Annotated in this window: 16 protein-coding genes; 3 read left to right on the plus strand and 13 right to left on the minus strand. The window is 48.2% G+C overall.

The window, feature by feature from the left end; all coding sequences use genetic code 11:
* Positions 1-12: 12 nt before the first annotated feature.
* From HNQ56_RS22310 to HNQ56_RS22345, 8 genes are all read right to left on the minus strand, one after another.
* Positions 13-471, minus strand: coding sequence for an NfeD family protein (locus HNQ56_RS22310; protein WP_429150561.1), 459 nt, complete (start codon positions 469-471; stop codon positions 13-15).
* 98 nt (positions 472-569) lie between these two features.
* Complete coding sequence (locus tag HNQ56_RS22315; protein WP_429150562.1) at positions 570-1,364, minus strand: TrmH family RNA methyltransferase; 795 nt, start codon at positions 1,362-1,364, stop codon at positions 570-572.
* A gap of 99 nt (positions 1,365-1,463) precedes the next feature.
* A complete protein-coding gene (prfA, locus tag HNQ56_RS22320) occupies positions 1,464-2,537 on the minus strand; it encodes a peptide chain release factor 1 (RefSeq protein WP_429150564.1) in 1,074 nt (357 codons plus the stop codon).
* A 22-nt stretch (positions 2,538-2,559) separates the two neighbouring features.
* On the minus strand, positions 2,560-3,408 hold the full coding sequence (prmC, locus tag HNQ56_RS22325; RefSeq protein WP_429150566.1) for a peptide chain release factor N(5)-glutamine methyltransferase: 849 nt from the start codon (positions 3,406-3,408) through the stop codon (positions 2,560-2,562).
* A 24-nt stretch (positions 3,409-3,432) separates the two neighbouring features.
* Entirely contained in the window at positions 3,433-5,061 is a 1,629-nt protein-coding gene (locus HNQ56_RS22330) for a DUF1385 domain-containing protein (protein WP_429150567.1), read from the minus strand.
* Positions 5,062-5,206: 145 nt separating this feature from the next.
* Positions 5,207-5,416 carry a 50S ribosomal protein L31 gene (gene rpmE / locus HNQ56_RS22335; protein WP_429150568.1) on the minus strand — a complete coding sequence of 70 codons (210 nt, stop codon included), beginning with the start codon at positions 5,414-5,416 and terminating at the stop codon, positions 5,207-5,209.
* 105 nt (positions 5,417-5,521) lie between these two features.
* On the minus strand, positions 5,522-7,570 hold the full coding sequence (rho, locus tag HNQ56_RS22340; RefSeq protein ID WP_429150569.1) for a transcription termination factor Rho: 2,049 nt from the start codon (positions 7,568-7,570) through the stop codon (positions 5,522-5,524).
* Positions 7,571-7,688: 118 nt separating this feature from the next.
* Entirely contained in the window at positions 7,689-7,859 is a 171-nt protein-coding gene (locus HNQ56_RS22345; protein WP_429150571.1) for a hypothetical protein, read from the minus strand.
* Between the two features lie 80 nt (positions 7,860-7,939).
* Here HNQ56_RS22345 and HNQ56_RS22350 point away from each other — a divergent pair, with 80 nt between their 5' ends.
* The 3 genes from HNQ56_RS22350 to HNQ56_RS22360 are packed head-to-tail and all read left to right on the plus strand — an operon-like array spanning position 7,940 to position 10,587.
* Positions 7,940-9,094: an NAD(P)-dependent malic enzyme gene (locus tag HNQ56_RS22350; protein WP_429150572.1), complete on the plus strand. Its 1,155-nt coding sequence runs from the start codon at positions 7,940-7,942 to the stop codon at positions 9,092-9,094.
* Positions 9,095-9,099: 5 nt separating this feature from the next.
* The gene (gene mnmL / locus HNQ56_RS22355) at positions 9,100-10,035 is read left to right on the plus strand and encodes a tRNA modification radical SAM protein MnmL/YtqA (RefSeq protein ID WP_429150574.1); all 936 of its coding nucleotides are present in this window, start codon (positions 9,100-9,102) and stop codon (positions 10,033-10,035) included.
* Between the two features lie 36 nt (positions 10,036-10,071).
* On the plus strand, positions 10,072-10,587 hold the full coding sequence (locus HNQ56_RS22360; RefSeq protein ID WP_429150575.1) for a DUF4364 family protein: 516 nt from the start codon (positions 10,072-10,074) through the stop codon (positions 10,585-10,587).
* A gap of 47 nt (positions 10,588-10,634) precedes the next feature.
* Here the strand turns inward: HNQ56_RS22360 and yihA are convergent, their stop codons facing one another.
* The 5 genes from yihA to glmM form a co-directional block, all read right to left on the minus strand.
* Positions 10,635-11,258: a ribosome biogenesis GTP-binding protein YihA/YsxC gene (gene yihA / locus HNQ56_RS22365; protein ID WP_429150577.1), complete on the minus strand. Its 624-nt coding sequence runs from the start codon at positions 11,256-11,258 to the stop codon at positions 10,635-10,637.
* Between the two features lie 107 nt (positions 11,259-11,365).
* Positions 11,366-12,661 carry an ATP-dependent Clp protease ATP-binding subunit ClpX gene (gene clpX / locus HNQ56_RS22370; RefSeq protein ID WP_429150579.1) on the minus strand — a complete coding sequence of 432 codons (1,296 nt, stop codon included), beginning with the start codon at positions 12,659-12,661 and terminating at the stop codon, positions 11,366-11,368.
* 51 nt (positions 12,662-12,712) lie between these two features.
* The gene (gene clpP / locus HNQ56_RS22375) at positions 12,713-13,315 is read right to left on the minus strand and encodes an ATP-dependent Clp endopeptidase proteolytic subunit ClpP (RefSeq protein ID WP_429150639.1); all 603 of its coding nucleotides are present in this window, start codon (positions 13,313-13,315) and stop codon (positions 12,713-12,715) included.
* Between the two features lie 125 nt (positions 13,316-13,440).
* The gene (gene tig, locus HNQ56_RS22380; protein WP_429150581.1) at positions 13,441-14,721 is read right to left on the minus strand and encodes a trigger factor; all 1,281 of its coding nucleotides are present in this window, start codon (positions 14,719-14,721) and stop codon (positions 13,441-13,443) included.
* Between the two features lie 271 nt (positions 14,722-14,992).
* Entirely contained in the window at positions 14,993-16,342 is a 1,350-nt protein-coding gene (gene glmM / locus HNQ56_RS22385) for a phosphoglucosamine mutase (protein WP_429150583.1), read from the minus strand.
* Between the last annotated feature and the right edge of the window lie 136 nt (positions 16,343-16,478).

The following is a 16,478-nucleotide window of genomic DNA, read 5'->3' on the forward strand; positions in this document are numbered from 1 at the left end:
GGCGCCATCATGCTACCTATTGTCATCCGTTCGGCTCTCCTGCCGAATTACACTTACTACCAGCTTAACTCCTGTGATACTGTTTATTACCACCCTGGTACCCTTTTCAATGATACTTCCGTCCAAAGATTTGGCGGACCATTCCTGCCCATTTACAATTGCCTGACCCATTGCATTCATATTGTCAATCGTGGCTGTTACCATCGCCTCCTTGCCGATAAGCCCCTCATAATTCGTCTTAATTCTCTTGGGGTTAAAGTACTTTAGTACCAGCGGCCTTGTAAAATACAACAGCACCATGGAAACAGCAATAAAGAGGATTAGCTCCACCATCAGGTTATCATAGAACAGGGATACGATAAATGCAACCAATGCCCCGCCTGCAAACCAGATCGTGGTCAGTCCCAATGTCACAATCTCAACGATAATTAATAATGCCAGAATAATCAGCCATAGAATTGAATTCGTCAATGGAATGCCCCCTTTCTTATATATTTATATACTATAGTTTACTAGCTTTTGAAATATTCCACAATAGGCTTTCTGGTTTTCTAATAATACTTTAATATTTACTGCATCTTAAACCCTCTCTGTCTGGCTGCCTCATACATGAGAATGGCCGCGGCAACCGCCGCATTCAGGGATTCTACTCTGCCTCCCATGGGAATCCTTATCAGCGTTCCGGCGTAGGAGGAAGCCCGGTCAGACAGGCCGTTCGCCTCATTACCGATCAAAAAGGCACATTTCCTGCAAAAGCTTCCTTCCGTATCATAGGGAATGCCTTGAAGATGCGCGGCATAGATCTCTATTCCCTGATCCTTCACCATCTGCAGCATATCGTAAAAGTCTTCTGCCTGACAGATAGGAACCCGGTAAACGGAGCCCATGGTAGCCCGAATCACCTTGGGATTGTATAGATCCACCGAGGATGCACTGAGAATAATCCCGCTTATCCCTGCTCCCTCTGCTGTTCTTATTATGGTTCCCAGATTCCCCGGATCCCGGATATCTTCCAACAACATCAGACAGGCATTCCGATCCCGGAGCAGCTTCTCCGGGGAATGCCGGACGATCCTCACCAGTCCCATAATCCCCTGAGGTGTTTTCGTCTCAGAGACTTCTTTGAACACGGAATCCGTCAACACCTCACATTCCAGGCCGTCAAAATACTCCGGCTGTTCCTTCCCCTTCTCCAGATAAAAGTGCTCGGAGGCATATGCCTTGCAAAGAAGCCCGGCTTCCCTTGCTTCCTCAAACATTTTTATGCCTTCTATCACATATACTCCCTGTTCTTCTCTTTCCCTGGCCTTTTTCTGAAGCAGGGTCAGCTTCTTTACCTGGGCATTGCTCATACTGCTAATCATTGCATTCCTCCTCCCTTATTACAATAAAGGGTCTGCTTGCGGAATAGACCGAAGGAGCTCCGTCTTCCAGACTTCGCTCCCTTTTTCAAAAACCAACTATTAATGTTCGTTGAGATTAGCCAGCTTCGCGGCCTGATCTGCTGCAATCAGACTATCAATCAGCATATCCAGGTCGCCGTCCATCACCTTGTCAATCTGATATATGGTCAGATTAATTCTATGGTCTGTTACACGGCCCTGGGGAAAATTATAGGTTCTGATTTTCTCCGATCGGTCTCCGGTACCTACCTGGCTCTTCCTGGCCTCCGCTTCCGCACTACGGGATTTCTCCAGCTCCAGATCATACAGCTTCGCCCGCAATACACGGATAGCCTTATCCTTGTTCTTTAGCTGGGACTTTTCATCCTGGCAGGAGATCACGATTCCTGTGGGAATATGGGTCAGACGAACCGCTGAATCCGTGGTATTAACACACTGTCCCCCATTGCCGGAGGCGCGGAAAACATCAAATTTACAGTCATTCAGATCCAGCTCCACATCCACCTCTTCCGCTTCCGGCATAATGGCTACCGTAGAGGTGGAGGTGTGAATCCGGCCGCCGGATTCCGTTACGGGAACACGCTGCACCCGATGGACACCGCTTTCGTATTTCAGCTTTGAGTATGCTCCCTTTCCGTTAATCATGAATATAACTTCCTTGAAGCCGCCAATCCCGTTCTCATTTATATTCATGACATCAATCTTCCAGCGGAACCGCTCCGCATACATTACATACATCCGGTATAGCTCAGCCGCAAATAAGGCCGCCTCATCCCCGCCTGCTCCGCCTCTGATTTCTACGATAACGTTTTTCTCATCATTGGGGTCCTTGGGAAGCAGTAATATCTTCAGCTCTTCCTCAATTTTCGGGATACGCTGCTTGCATTCGTTTAATTCCTCTTTGGCAAGCTCGCGCAGCTCTTCGTCACTCTCCTCATCCAGGATTGCAAGACTCTCCTCCATGCTGTTCTGAACCGCCTTATATTCCTTATACTTCTCAACAATTTCGCTCAGATCGGCATGCTCCTTACGAATCTTCCTGTAATTATTCTGATCGTTCAGGACATCAGGACTCATCATCTCATCCTCCAGCTCCTGAAAACGAATTAGAAGATCTTCCAGTTTATCAAACATAACAACAATTCCTCCATATCTATTACCATCTTCTTGCGGATACCACCCGGTCAAGTCCGCTGAGATCTTTTTTTATCTCAATATCGGCAAAGCCTTCCCGCTGCAGAATCTGCCTTACCGCCTCTCCCTGATCATACCCGATTTCATAAAACAGGTAGCCTTCCCGGTTCAGATGGCGCTTCGCGGCTTCACTGATTCTGCGATAAAACAACAGCCCATCCCCGCCTCCGTCCAAGGCCATTCTGGGTTCATGATCCCTGACCTCCGGCATCAGCTCCCGAATCTCTCCGGAAGGTATATAAGGGGGATTGGATACCAGGATATCATACGTTACCGGCAATCCCGGGCTTTCTGCTATCTTCTCAAAAAGGTTGCTTTGTACCAGCTTTACCTCTGCTCCATGTCTTTTTATATTCCTGGCCGCCACCGCAAGAGCTTCCTCGGATAGATCCGCTCCGACTGCCAGCTTCGGGCTGCCCAATTTGGCAAGGCTAATAATGATGCACCCGGATCCGGTACACATATCCAGAATAGAACGATCTTTGCATACCTTTAAAACCTCCTCCGTCAAAACTTCCGTATCCTGCCTCGGAACGAGAACATTTCCGTTTACCTCGAATTCCAGACCCATGAATTCCTGGACTCCCGTGATATGCTGCAGGGGAATATGCCTCTCCCGCTGCCGGGCCAGCTCCAGGTACCGATCCTCCAAAGGCTGCTCTACCGATGTATCCCCCCTGAGCAGCAGATCCGTACGATTTATCCCGCAGACATGGGCAAGCAGATACCATGCATCCACATCGGCATCTGCTATTCCCTGCTGTTTCAGCAGTTCCCGTCCGGTCTGAAGTAACTGTTTATACGTGCTCATTCCAATCCCTCACAACCCTATTTCCTAAGCCTCTTTCTTATCATCAAAAAAACGGTCAAGTGCTTTTAAAATATCATCATCCTCGTCCTCCAGCCTTGAAATATCAGGCTTCAGAGTTACGGGCGCTATTCCCTTATTGCGATTGGAAATGCTTCGGGAACCTTGAGGAGCCGCAGAGCTGTCCTCTTTCACCTTCCCTGTGTAAGCCAGTCCTCCGGCCTGAGGCTTCACATCAAACAGACTTTCCTGGGCCGTATTGCTTCTGATGCTCTCGGCCTTTGCATCCTTCTGTCCCGCATTACCCTGTTTTACGCCACTCTGTTTTATGCTGCCAGGCTTTTCGTCTATCCGCTGCATATCGTTCTGCTTTATACTATTCTGTTTTATACTATTCTGCTTTACATTACTCTGCTTTTCATTATTTTGCTTTTCATTATTTTGCTTTTCACTGCTCTGCTTTACGCCATTCTGCTTTCCGTTGCTCTGCTTTGTGCTATTTTTCTCTGCATTGCCCCTTCTAAGCTCTTTTTGATTCACGCTGTCTGTTTTAGCAGTACTTACCTTGCCGCTCTTCTCTTGGGAACTTCCCTGTCCTGCTGCATGACGGACAGACGCCGCCTTCTTTCCCGATTTCTTCTTCCCGGAAGCAGAGGACTCTAAAAAGGCCCTCCAATCGTATACCGCACTGACCGACTGGATCGCCACCTCAATCATAGAATCGTCCGGCTCCTTTGTTGTAAGCGCCTGCATCCACAAACCGGGCTGACTCAGAATATGAACCGCCTTACTGTCACTCTTACCCGCCAGGCGAATAAATTCATAAGATACCCCTGCAATAAACGGAACCATAAGAATACGGCTGACAATCTTCCATATCAGATTGCTGATGGGTACAAACAGGAAAAATATAAGGCTGATCAAAATTACCAGCAGCATGAAGCTGGTTCCGCAGCGTTTATGCCGTTTTGTCTGCCATCTGACGTTCTCCACCGTCAGCTCCAAACCATTCTCAAGGCAGTTAATTGTCTTATGCTCCGCCCCGTGGTACATGAACACTCTTTTTATTTCTTTCATTCTGGAAGCCAGAAACACATAGCCGATAAAAATCCCGAGACGTACCACACCCTCAAGGAACAAAATCAGATAACGGCTGCTGATGAAACGGGAAAAGAAATTAGTTAAAATCACCGGAAGCACCATGAACAATGCCACACTCAGAACGATGGAAAGAAGAACCGCCGCCGCCATAAGCAAAACATTGGATTTATCCTCCTTCTTGCTCCTGCTGCCTGCCGTCTCCGGCTTAACATGAGAGGAAGGATGGCTTGTCTCCACCTCTTCTACGATAAAATCCTCTTCCGGCCCGACTGTCTCCTTCGTCTTCTTAGGGGCCCTGGTGTCCTCTTCGTCGTCAAAAAAACTGGCGGAATAGTTCAGAACCTTCATACCGATCACCAGAGAATCTACAAATGCCAGCATTCCCCGGAATATCGGCAATTTAAAAAGCTTTACTTTATCAGAAAAATCCTTATGGGATTTCGTCTCTACTGCAATTTCATTATCCGGCTTGCGTACTGCAACGGCGTAGATGTCCTTGTTCTTCATCATCACGCCTTCCATTACCGCCATGCCCCCAATTCCTGATGGTTTCATTCTGGCACCCGAACCTTTCTCTAAAATCGTACTTTGGACTGAAATTTTGTTAAAGTATTTAAAAATAGGCTGAGGAAGTATACCTCAACCCAATTTTTAACAAATATTTATGGTACAAGTTGTTATGAACAGAAGTTATCTGTTATTATTTATCCTGGTTTAAACCATACCTACGGTTGAACTTATCGATTGCACCACGAGCCGCCGCAGCCTTCACCTGTCCTGTGTAGAATGAATGGCATTTGGAGCAGATCTCCACATGGATATCGCTCTTGGTTGATCCTGTTACAAATTCGTTACCGCAGTTGCAAACAACTTTAGCCTGATGATATTTGGGATGGATTCCTTCTTTCATGTTCTCACCTCTTTAACTCGAATCGTTTTATCTATTGGCACTAAATACTTCCAATCTAATAAACAGCTTACTAATTATAGCATAGGTTTTTAGGAAGCGCAATACCTAAAAGACGATTTTAGTCTTTTTGATCATCTCAATAAATTCAAAATTCGTCTTGGTGCGGAGGAACATATCAATGATCCGTTCCAGGGCCTCTTCCGATTTCATGCCGCCCAGAGCCTTCCTCATTAAGAAGGTGGCTTCCAGCTCCGACTGGGTAAGCAAAAGATCCTCTCTTCTGGTGCTGGACCGCGGAAGATCAATGGCAGGAAAGATCCGCTTCTCCGACAGGCTGCGGTCAAGTACCAGCTCCATATTGCCGGTTCCCTTAAATTCCTCAAATACTACATCGTCCATCCTGCTTCCGGTATCCACCAGGGCGGTTGCCAGAATCGTCAGGCTTCCTCCCTCACGCATATTACGGGCCGCACCGAAGAATTTCTTCGGCATGTGAAGGGCTGCCGGATCAAGGCCGCCGGACAGGGTCCTTCCGCTGGGCTGGACTGTAAGATTATAGGCTCTTGCCAAACGGGTGATGCTGTCCAGCAATATAATAACATCCTGTTTATGCTCTACAAGACGTTTGGCTCTCTCAATTACCATTTCGGATACCCGCTTATGGTTTTCCGGAAGCTCGTCAAAGGTAGAATAGATGACTTCCACATTCTTTCCTTCAATGGATTCCTTGATATCCGTCACTTCCTCCGGACGTTCGTCGATCAGCAGTATAATCAGCTTCATCTCAGGATGATTGCGGGTAACCGCCTTCGCGATCTGCTTCATCAGGGTTGTCTTACCTGTCTTCGGCTGGGATACGATCATACCCCTCTGGCCCTTACCGATGGGGGAAATCAGATCCACCATTCTCATAGATACACCCGCTCCCGGAGTCTCCAGATGAATCCTCTCATTGGGGAAGACCGGTATCAGGTCCTCAAAACGCTTCCGCTTCTGAGCCTCGGCAGGATGGAAGCCATTGATGCTCTTAACATACAGCAAGGCACCGAACTTCTCATTCTGGCTGCGGATCTTGGTATTGCCTGCAATAATATCACCGGTTTTCAGATTAAATCTTCGGATCTGCGCAGGAGACACATAGACATCATTCTCTCCCGGGAGATAGTTGTCGCAGCGGATAAAGCCATACCCATCCGGCAGGACCTCAAGAATTCCTACCTTGGTCTCACCGCTGTCCAGCTGATCCATTTCATTGGGGTTGGCAGGCCGTCTCTCCTCTCTTCCCATAGGGGAATTCTGCTCTGCTCCAGGCTCTGCGGTTCTCATCTCTGCCCCACCTGCCTCTGCGGCTCGGTGCTCCATAGCTACTGTGTCTTCCGCTTTTACCTCCGGCATTCCCTGAACAGCTCTCATCTCGGCGGCTCTCTGTTCCATTGCTCCCTGCCTGACAGTTCTTGCTTCTGCTGCCCTTTGCTCTGTCACTCCCGGTCTGACTGTTCTTGCTTCTGCTGTCCTCTGATCTGCCGTTCCCGGTCTGGCTGTTCTTGCTTCTGCTGTCCTCTGATCTGTCGTTCCCGGTCTGGCTGTTCTTGCTTCTGCTGTCCTCTGATCTGTCGTTCCCGGTCTGGCTGCTCTTGCCTCTGCTGTCCTCTGATCTGCCGCTCCCGGTCTGGCTGTTCTTGTCTCTGCTGCTCTCGGATCTGCCGCTCCCGGTCTGGCTGTTCTTGTCTCTGCTGCTCTCTGATCTGCCGCTCCCGGTCTGGTTGTTCTTGTTCCGGTTATTCTCTGATCTGCGGTATTTGATCCAGCCGCTCTCGTCTCTGTTGTTCCTTGATCTGCAGCACTTGCTCCTGCTGCCCCTGTTTCTGTTATTCTCTGATCCGCCTCATTCGTCCTGGCCGCTCTCGTCCCTGTTGCTCTTTGTTCTTCCGCTCTGGCTCCGGCTGCTCTCGTTCTTGCTGCCTTAGGTTCTTCTATTTTTACCTCTGCCTTTTCCGGTTCTGTCTTTTCAACAGGAACCGCCTCTTCCGAAGACGCTCTTGCCAGTACCTCAACGAGCTCACCTTTCTTCAGAGTGGAGATATTCTTTAGCCCCTTTTCCTTTGCCAGCTCCCGCAGATTAGCAAGAGTCATTGTTTCATACTGATTCTTCATATTGCAGCTCCTTTTCTCTTAGATTGGATTCTCTTACGGAATTAGTTACAGAAGTGAGATAGAAATACTTACATTGATGGAATTATCCAAAGATTATCCTATTTGACATCTACCGATATTATACACTAGATAATTCAGAATTAAAAGTGTTTTCTTTTGTGAGATTATTCCTACTTTTTCCCTTTTCTTTGTTGAAAACATCCAAACATTCTCTTACATCAGGGAAACTTGCAGCTTTTTTACCCCTTAATAGGATAAATGATGCTTTGCCCCTCACCGCCATTTCCAAACGCCTGCCACTTGATTAACCCTTTTCATAGTGTTATGATAGCTTATAACAACTCATAATAGTACAAGGTGGATAAAAGAATGAATGGAAATGAAGAAGCTTTAAAGATGCACGAGGAATGGAACGGAAAGCTGGAAATCAGATCGAAATGCCCGGTGAAGTCCAGAGAGGATCTTTCCCTGGCTTATACGCCCGGCGTCGCGGCGCCCTGCCTGGCCATTGCCAGGGATAAGGAGGAGGTCTACCGCTATACGATGAAGGCTAATACCATAGCCGTTGTCTCCGACGGCAGCGCCGTCCTGGGTCTTGGCAATATCGGCCCCCACGCGGCAATGCCGGTGATGGAGGGAAAAGCGGTTCTCTTCAAGGAATTCGGCGGGGTGAATGCCATTCCCATCTGCCTTGACACCCAGGATACGGAGGAGATTATCCGCACTGTCGCCGCTATCGCCCCTGCCTTCGGAGGCATTAACCTGGAGGATATCTCCGCTCCCAGATGCTTTGAGATTGAGGATCGTCTAAAGGAGATGCTGGATATTCCGGTATTCCATGATGACCAGCACGGCACCGCCATCGTCGTTCTGGCTGCCGCCATCAACGCACTCAAGGTGACAGGAAGGCAGAAGGAGGACTGCAAGGTTGTGGTAAACGGCGCAGGCTCTGCCGGACTGGCGATATCAAAGCTCCTGCTTACCTACGGATTCCAGCATCTCATTTTATGTGACATCAACGGTATCCTGTCCAGTGAGTATAAGAATCTGAACTGGATGCAGAAGCAGATGCTCCAGGTTACGAATCTTGAAAATAAAACCGGTACCCTGGCGGATGCCCTGGCTGGTGCCGATCTGTTTGTCGGCGTATCCGCACCCAATATTGTAACTCGGGACATGGTGGCATCTATGAACAAGGATTCTATTATTTTTGCCATGGCAAATCCCACCCCTGAGATTATGCCGGATCTCGCCAAGGAAGCAGGTGCCCGCATCGTCGCTACGGGACGTTCCGATTTTCCCAACCAGGTGAATAATGTGGTGGCCTTCCCCGGTATCTTCCGCGGAGCATTGGAAGGAAGAGCCACGCAGATTACGGATGAAATGAAGCTGGCCGCTGCCGCGGCCATTGCCGGACTGGTGGCTGAGGAGGAGCTGACGGAGAATAATATCATGCCCCAGCCCTTCGACCCCAGAGTGAGCGATGCGGTGAGCAACGCAGTCAAGGCTAATATCAGAAGGTAACCAATATGATGTGGGATCAGAAGAGATATCATTCTCTGGATTATGAATTAAAGAAGATTTACGGAAGAAAGATTTATAAGCTTTCCCTGGACGGGGGAATGACCTGTCCCAACCGGGACGGAACCCTGGACAACCGGGGATGCATCTTCTGCTCCCAGGGCGGCTCGGGGGACTATGCCGCCGCACCCCGCTCCAGCATTACAGACCAGATCCGGGAGGCCAAACAGCAGGTAGCCCGTAAAATCGCCGGCCCGGAGAAAGCAGGCTATATCGCTTATTTTCAGGCTTACACCAACACCTATGCGCCTGTGGAATATCTGCGCGGGATTTTCCTGGAGGCCATTCTGCAGCCGGAGATTGTTCTGCTATCCATCGCAACCCGGCCGGACTGTCTCGGCACAGAGATCTGCCAATTGCTGGCCGAACTGTCTCAGATAAAACCGGTATGGATTGAGCTGGGCCTCCAGACCATTCATGAGGAAACCGCCGCCTTTATACGCCGCGGATATCCCCTTCCCGTATTTGAAGCTTCCGTAAACCTTCTGCATTCCCGCGGCATTCCGGTCATTGTCCATACAATTCTGGGCTTGCCAAAGGAGTCAAAACATGATATGTTAAAAACTATGGAATATCTGTCCAGGCTCCCAATTCAAGGAATTAAGCTGCAGCTGCTGCATATATTAAAGGGAACGGATCTTGGACAGCTCTATGAGGAAGGCTGCCTGGAGCCTTCCATGTCGCTGGAGGAATATGTTGACATTGTTATCTGCTGCCTCGAACGTCTTCCAAAGAATTTGGTGATCCACCGCATTACCGGAGACGGGCCGGGCAAACTGCTGCTGTCTCCTGTCTGGAGCCGTAATAAGAAATTGGTTCTGAACCGGATTCACAGCCAGATGAAGGAAAGAGATACCTATCAGGGAAAATACGCAGATATCTGACACTTCATTCCCTGTATTATGTTAAGGAGGTCTACCATGCAGTCTGATACCTTTATGTTATATAAGCTTATGATACTCTACATTCTCAGCCGAGTGAACTTCCCCCTGACGAATGCACAGCTGACCGCATTTATTCTGGAGAAGGAATATACGAATTATTTTAATATTCAGAGAGCACTCTCGGAACTGATTGACGATGCCTATATTGACACAAGGACCATCCGGAACAGCACCATGTACCGGATCACGGACAGCGGAAAGGAAACTCTGCTTCTCTTTGATCATATGATTTCTTCCGGAATCAAGGAGGATATCGAAACCTATCTTCAGGAGAACAAGTATGAGCTTCAAGAAGAAGTCTCCACCCTGGCGGATTTCTATCAGGTCAGGAAAGGAGAGTTTGCAGCACATCTCAGCGTTGTGGAGCGGGAGTCGCCCATTATTGATCTGACCCTGCTGGTACCCACCGAGGAGGAAGCCGCCAGCCTGTGCAACAACTGGAAGGAAAAAAGCTCCGATATTTACGCCTATCTGATGTCCGCTCTATTATAGATGCCGCGCCGGCCTTTGTGTCCGAAGGCCGCGGATATCCGCCGGAATTACTCTTCCTGTCCGGGCTCCTGTACAAGCTCCTGAGGAGGGAAGCAAATCTCTTCAATGCAGTTCCATATCTCCTCCCGGCCCTGCTTTGATGCGGCGGAGAAAGGGAAAATCTTTGTCCCCGGAACCACCTGGAGCCCCTCCCGAAGCACTTTGACCTGCTTCTGGATCTGGCTGCGGTTGATCTTGTCCAGCTTTGTCGCTATGATCACCGGATGAAAGCCCTGATATACAATCCAATCGTACATACTCTTATCATTGGCGGAAGGCTCATGCCGTATGTCAAGCAGCAGAAATACCATTTTCAGCTGTTTCGAGGTTTTGAGATATTTCTCAATCATCTTACCCCACTTTTCCCTTGTCACGCCGGATACCTTGGCATAGCCATATCCCGGCAGATCCACGTAATAAAGAGCCTCATTAATATTATAGAAATTAATTGTCTGCGTCTTCCCCGGCTGGGACGAGGTTCTTGCCAGGGATTTGCGATTCATAAGGGCATTGATCAGAGAGGACTTACCCACATTGGATTTACCCGCAAATGCCACCTCCGGCATCTCATTCTCCGGCAATGCACTTGTAATTCCGCACACCGTCTCCAGATTTACACTTTTTATTATCAACTCATTACCTCCATTCTGCCCTTCGACAAATATAACAGGGGACAATGCAAATGTAGTAATACAATTCGCAATGCCCCCTTATAATATGCCTTCCCGGCATTTCAACTCTATGCTATTTCATCGTGGCTTCTCTTGGAACTGCGCTTTGCAATCGGCTTTCTTGCAACCGTATCATCTGAGAGCACAATCACCGGCTGCTCTGTTCCAAGAACCGCTTCCCTGGTGATAATGCATTTGACGGCTCTGGCTTCCGAGGGAATGCTGTACATGGTATCCATCATCGCCTTTTCTATGATGGCACGCAATCCTCTGGCACCAATTTTTCTCTTAAAGGACTGCTTTGCAATCTCTTCCAGGGCGCCCTCATCAAATTCCAGTTCAACACCATCCAGCTCGAACAGCTTCTTGTACTGCTTCGTAATTGCATTCTTGGGCTGGGTAAGAATCTGAATCAGCGCCGCCTCATCCAGCATATCCAGAGCCACCGTAACGGGAACACGCCCTACGAACTCCGGAATCAGACCGAATTTAATCAAATCCTGGGGCATTACCTGACGGAACAGCTCACCCACATTCCTCTTTTCCTTCTCGGCAATCTGTGCATTGAAGCCGATGGACTTCTGTCCGATGCGTCCCTCAATGATTTTCTCCAGCCCGTCAAAGGCTCCGCCGCAGATGAACAATATATTGGTAGTGTCAATCTGGATGAATTCCTGGTGGGGATGCTTCCTGCCGCCCTGGGGAGGAACCGAAGCTACGGTGCCTTCCAGAATCTTTAGCAATGCCTGCTGTACTCCCTCACCGGATACATCTCTGGTAATGGAGGTATTCTCTGATTTTCTTGTAATCTTATCTATCTCATCAATGTAAATGATGCCATATTCCGCGCGCTCGATATCAAAATCCGCCGCCTGAATAATCTTTAACAGGATGTTTTCCACGTCCTCACCCACATAACCTGCTTCGGTTAATGCGGTGGCGTCTGCGATGGCAAAGGGTACATTCAATAATTTTGCCAGGGTCTGGGCAAGATAGGTCTTACCGGAACCGGTAGGCCCGATCATAAGAATATTGCTCTTTTGCAGCTCTACATCCAAATCCTTCTCTGCAAGCACCCTTTTATAATGATTATATACAGAAACAGCAAGCACTTTCTTGGCTTCATCCTGTCCTATGGCATGCTGATCCAGAAATGCCTTAATTTCTGTAGGTTTTAATAAATTAATATCGCTGTTGACAATCGGCTCACCATCGAATTCCTCTTCAATGATCTCGCTGCAGATCTCAATACACTCATCACAGATATAGACCCCCGGCCCTGCAATCAGCTTGCGGACCTGGTCCTGTGTTTTATTGCAAAAAGAACATCTCAACGGCTTTCTGTCTTCTACTTTTCCTGCCACTGCTTTATCACCTCTTCTCTCCGCCTGGTAAAGCTTTCGGGTGACACCAAATTATCTGCTCACAAAAATACCGTCGATAATCCCGTACTCCTTCGCTTCCTCAGCACTCATATAATAATCTCTCTCCGTATCAACCTCAATGACCTCCAGAGGCTTTCCGGTGTTCTTCGCCAGGATTTCATTGAGCTTTTTCCTGGTCTTGATGATGTTATCCGCCACAATCTTGATGTCGGTGGCCTGGCCTCTGGCTCCGCCGGAGGGCTGATGGATCATCACCTCCGCATTGGGAAGAGCGAATCTCTTGCCCTTCGTGCCTCCCGCTAACAGGAATGCGCCCATGCTGGCCGCCATACCGATACAAATAGTGGAAACATCACATTTGATGTAATTCATTGTGTCATAGATTGCCATACCCGCGGTTACCGACCCGCCGGGGCTGTTAATATAGAAGCTGATATCCTTGCCCGGATCCTCTGACTCCAGAAACAGCATCTGGGCCACGATCAGGCTGGCGGTAACATCATTTACTTCTTCTCCAAGGAAAATGATTCTTTCCTTTAATAATCTGGAATAAATATCGTAGCTTCTCTCGCCACGACTGGTCTGTTCAATAACATAAGGCACTAAACTCATATCGTTATCCTCCTTTTTAATTGCTGTAGTTTATACATTCCGCCGTTCTGCGGCGACGCAAAATCCGAAAGAAATTCAGAATGAAATTCCAATGGTTTTCATTTTAAAATTCTTTCTATGCGAATTGTACCTTTCAACAATTCACACTACTTCGCCTCAGCAACCACAAGATCAACGGCTTTCTGAACGGCAATGTCAGCCTTCATCTGCTCTTTTTCCTTCTCACCGATTAATTCCTTTAATTTATCTGCTTCCATCTGATACATGGAAGCCATATTCTCCATTTCCTTCTCCAGTTCCTCGTCGGATACCTGGATCTGCTCTGCCTTCGCGATTGCTTCCAGCACCAGTCTGCTCTGGATTCTCTTCAGCGCCTGGGGACGTAAGCTCTCCCGGAACTTCCTGGAATCCATTCCGGTGAACTGGAAATACTGCTCGATGGAAAGACCCTGGTACTGTACTCTCTGTGCGAAATCCTCCGCCATCTGGCTTACCTGGCCGTCAATCATGGGCTCGGGAATCTCCATAACCGCTCCCTCGATAATCTTATCCACTATCTCATTTTCTCTGGCTGTTTTCAGATCCTTCTCTTTGTTTTCCTTAATTGTAGCCTTGATATTCTCTTTATATTCATCCAAGGTATCAAATTCGGATACATCCTGTGCAAAATCATCATCCAGCTCAGGAAGCTCTTTTACTTTGATTTCCTTGACAGTAACCTTAAATAATGCGGGCTTTCCTGCCAGCTCCGCGGCATGGTACTCTGCCGGGAAGGTAACATTGACCTCCGCCTCTTCCCCTGCATTCTTACCGATCAGCTGCTCTTCGAAAGTGTCGATAAAGGAATGGGAGCCGATGGTCAGGGAATGATTCTCGCCCTTGCCGCCTTCAAATGCAACCCCGTCCACAAAGCCTTCGTAATCAATGACTGCGATATCTCCATCCTGCACCGGTCTGTCCTCCACAGAAATGGTTCTGGAGTTCTGCTCACGCTCTTTGTTTATCTGAGCCATAATCTCCTCTTCGGTCACTTCTGCTTCCTTCTTCTCTACCTCGATGCCCTTATAGCTGCCCAAGGTAACCTCCGGCTTTAAAGCCACCTCTGCGGTGAAGATAAAGGGCTTGCCCTTCTCAATCTGAACCACATCGATCTCCGGTCTGGATACGATCTCAAGACCGCTCTCCTCGGCTGCCTTCTCATATGCCCCGGGAATTACTTCATTGGCTGCATCCTCATAGAAAATGCCCGCGCCGTACATCTTCTCAATGATGCTGCGGGGTGCCTTACCCTTACGGAAGCCCTGGACATTGATCTTGCCCTTATTCTTATGGTAAGCCTTCTCTATTGCAGCTTCAAACTCTTCAACGGAAGCCTCTATCGTAAGCTTTGCCATGTTCTTCTCTAATTTCTCAACCTGTAAACTCATTTTAAATCCTCCTAGTATTTGGGGACGATTTCATCCCTGTTATTATTTCCCGGGGAAAGTCCCCAGCTTATGCTGTATCATACTGTCGTCTGCCATTCTGTTCCTTTTTTTGATTATACCCGCAAAGCGCTTCTGTATCCATATCGGCAGATATTTTGACATTAGTATATTATAACATACTCATTCTGTAAATACTATTCTTATTTATTCTTATTTTTTTGACAAGGAAAGATTACTGCGGCACCGCCGACTGAGCTGTAACCAGAAACCTCTACGCAGGCACTACATGCCCCTGCTTCTTCATCACATCAACCACCCGCTCTGCATGGGTACGGCAGATCTCATCCGTAGCTGCCTCCACCATGACACGAACTACCGGCTCCGTTCCGCTTTCACGAACCAGGATACGCCCGTCATCTCCTAATTCCTTTTCCACCTCGGCCACTACCTTCATAACCGCCGCATCCTCTTTCACGGCTTTCTTATCATGAACCCTGGTGTTAATGGTCAGCTGGGGGAAAATCGTGATTTCCTTCAGCAGCTCGGACAGGGGAGCCTTGCTCTCCAGCATAACCTCCATAATTTTCAGGGAGGTCAGGACACCGTCCCCGGTGGTGGCATGTTTACTGAAAATAATATGTCCCGACTGCTCTCCCCCGATGGAATAACCGTTGGCCATCATATTTTCATAGACGTATTTGTCACCCACCGCCGTCTTTTCATAACGGATTCCCTTGTTATCCAATGCCTTATAAAGTCCCATATTGGACATAATGGTGGTGACCACCGTATTATCCTTCAGATCGTTGCGCTTCTTCATATATACACTGCACAGGTACATAATCATATCCCCGTCAATAATCGCTCCCGCTTCATCCACTGCCAGGCAGCGGTCTGCATCACCGTCATATGCAAAGCCCACATCCAGTCCGTTCTCCACTACGTATTTCTGCAGCTGCTCAATATGGGTGGAGCCGCAGTTCCGGTTGATATTGGTTCCGTCCGGCTCACTGTGAATGACATAGGTCTTGGCGCCAAGGGCATCGAATACCCCCTTTGCAACGGTGGTTGCCGCACCGTTAGCCAGGTCCAGCCCCACCTTCCTGCCGGAGAAGGACCGGGTGGCCAGAGAGATCAGGTAGCCTATGTAACGATTTCTTCCCATGGCATGATCCACGGTTCTTCCGATCTTCTCCTTGGTGGCAAACGGAATATCATCGGTTTCGCTGTCAATATAGGCCTCAATTAATTCCTCCACCTCTGCCTCCAGCTTATAGCCGCTGCCGTTAATTACCTTAATCCCGTTGTCATAATACGGATTGTGGCTGGCAGAAATCATGATACCGCAGTCAAAGCCCTCCGTGCGGACCGCATAGGAGATGCTGGGTGTTGTCGTAACATGGAGCAGATACACATCCGCCCCGCTGGCCGTGAGTCCGGCTACCAGGGAATATTCGAACATGTAGCTGCTCCGGCGCGTATCCTTTCCGATTACAATATTAGCTTTATGATCCTTTCCGTAATAATGCCCTAAGAATCTTCCTACCTTATATGCATGCATTACTGTTAAATCAACATTTGCTTCCCCCCGAAATCCATCCGTCCCAAAATATTTTCCCATTTGTTTCAAATCCTTTCTATATTTTATATAAGTATATGCTTCCATTTAAGCATATACCCGGCACACCCATTAAATAATCACGTTTATTTTAACACAACTATTATGTGTTTGGAAATAAAAATTTCACCCCAGAAAA

Origin of the sequence: Anaerotaenia torta, assembly GCF_050433395.1 — a bacterium.
Classification (GTDB): Bacteria; Bacillota; Clostridia; order Lachnospirales; family Lachnospiraceae; genus Mobilitalea; species Mobilitalea torta.

Bases quoted from the DNA above. Each gene is read 5' to 3' on its own strand.
- HNQ56_RS22315 (WP_429150562.1), bottom strand. From the start codon at position 1,364: ATGATTAGCAGTATGAGCAATGCCCAGGTAAAGAAGCTGACCCTGCTT.
- prfA (WP_429150564.1), bottom strand. From the start codon at position 2,537: ATGTTTGATAAACTGGAAGATCTTCTAATTCGTTTTCAGGAGCTGGAG.
- prmC (WP_429150566.1), bottom strand. From the start codon at position 3,408: ATGAGCACGTATAAACAGTTACTTCAGACCGGACGGGAACTGCTGAAA.
- HNQ56_RS22330 (WP_429150567.1), bottom strand. From the start codon at position 5,061: ATGAAACCATCAGGAATTGGGGGCATGGCGGTAATGGAAGGCGTGATG.
- rpmE (WP_429150568.1), bottom strand. From the start codon at position 5,416: ATGAAAGAAGGAATCCATCCCAAATATCATCAGGCTAAAGTTGTTTGC.
- rho (WP_429150569.1), bottom strand. From the start codon at position 7,570: ATGAAGAATCAGTATGAAACAATGACTCTTGCTAATCTGCGGGAGCTG.
- HNQ56_RS22350 (WP_429150572.1), top strand. From the start codon at position 7,940: ATGAATGGAAATGAAGAAGCTTTAAAGATGCACGAGGAATGGAACGGA.
- mnmL (WP_429150574.1), top strand. From the start codon at position 9,100: ATGATGTGGGATCAGAAGAGATATCATTCTCTGGATTATGAATTAAAG.
- HNQ56_RS22360 (WP_429150575.1), top strand. From the start codon at position 10,072: ATGCAGTCTGATACCTTTATGTTATATAAGCTTATGATACTCTACATT.
- tig (WP_429150581.1), bottom strand. From the start codon at position 14,721: ATGAGTTTACAGGTTGAGAAATTAGAGAAGAACATGGCAAAGCTTACG.
- glmM (WP_429150583.1), bottom strand. From the start codon at position 16,342: ATGGGAAAATATTTTGGGACGGATGGATTTCGGGGGGAAGCAAATGTT.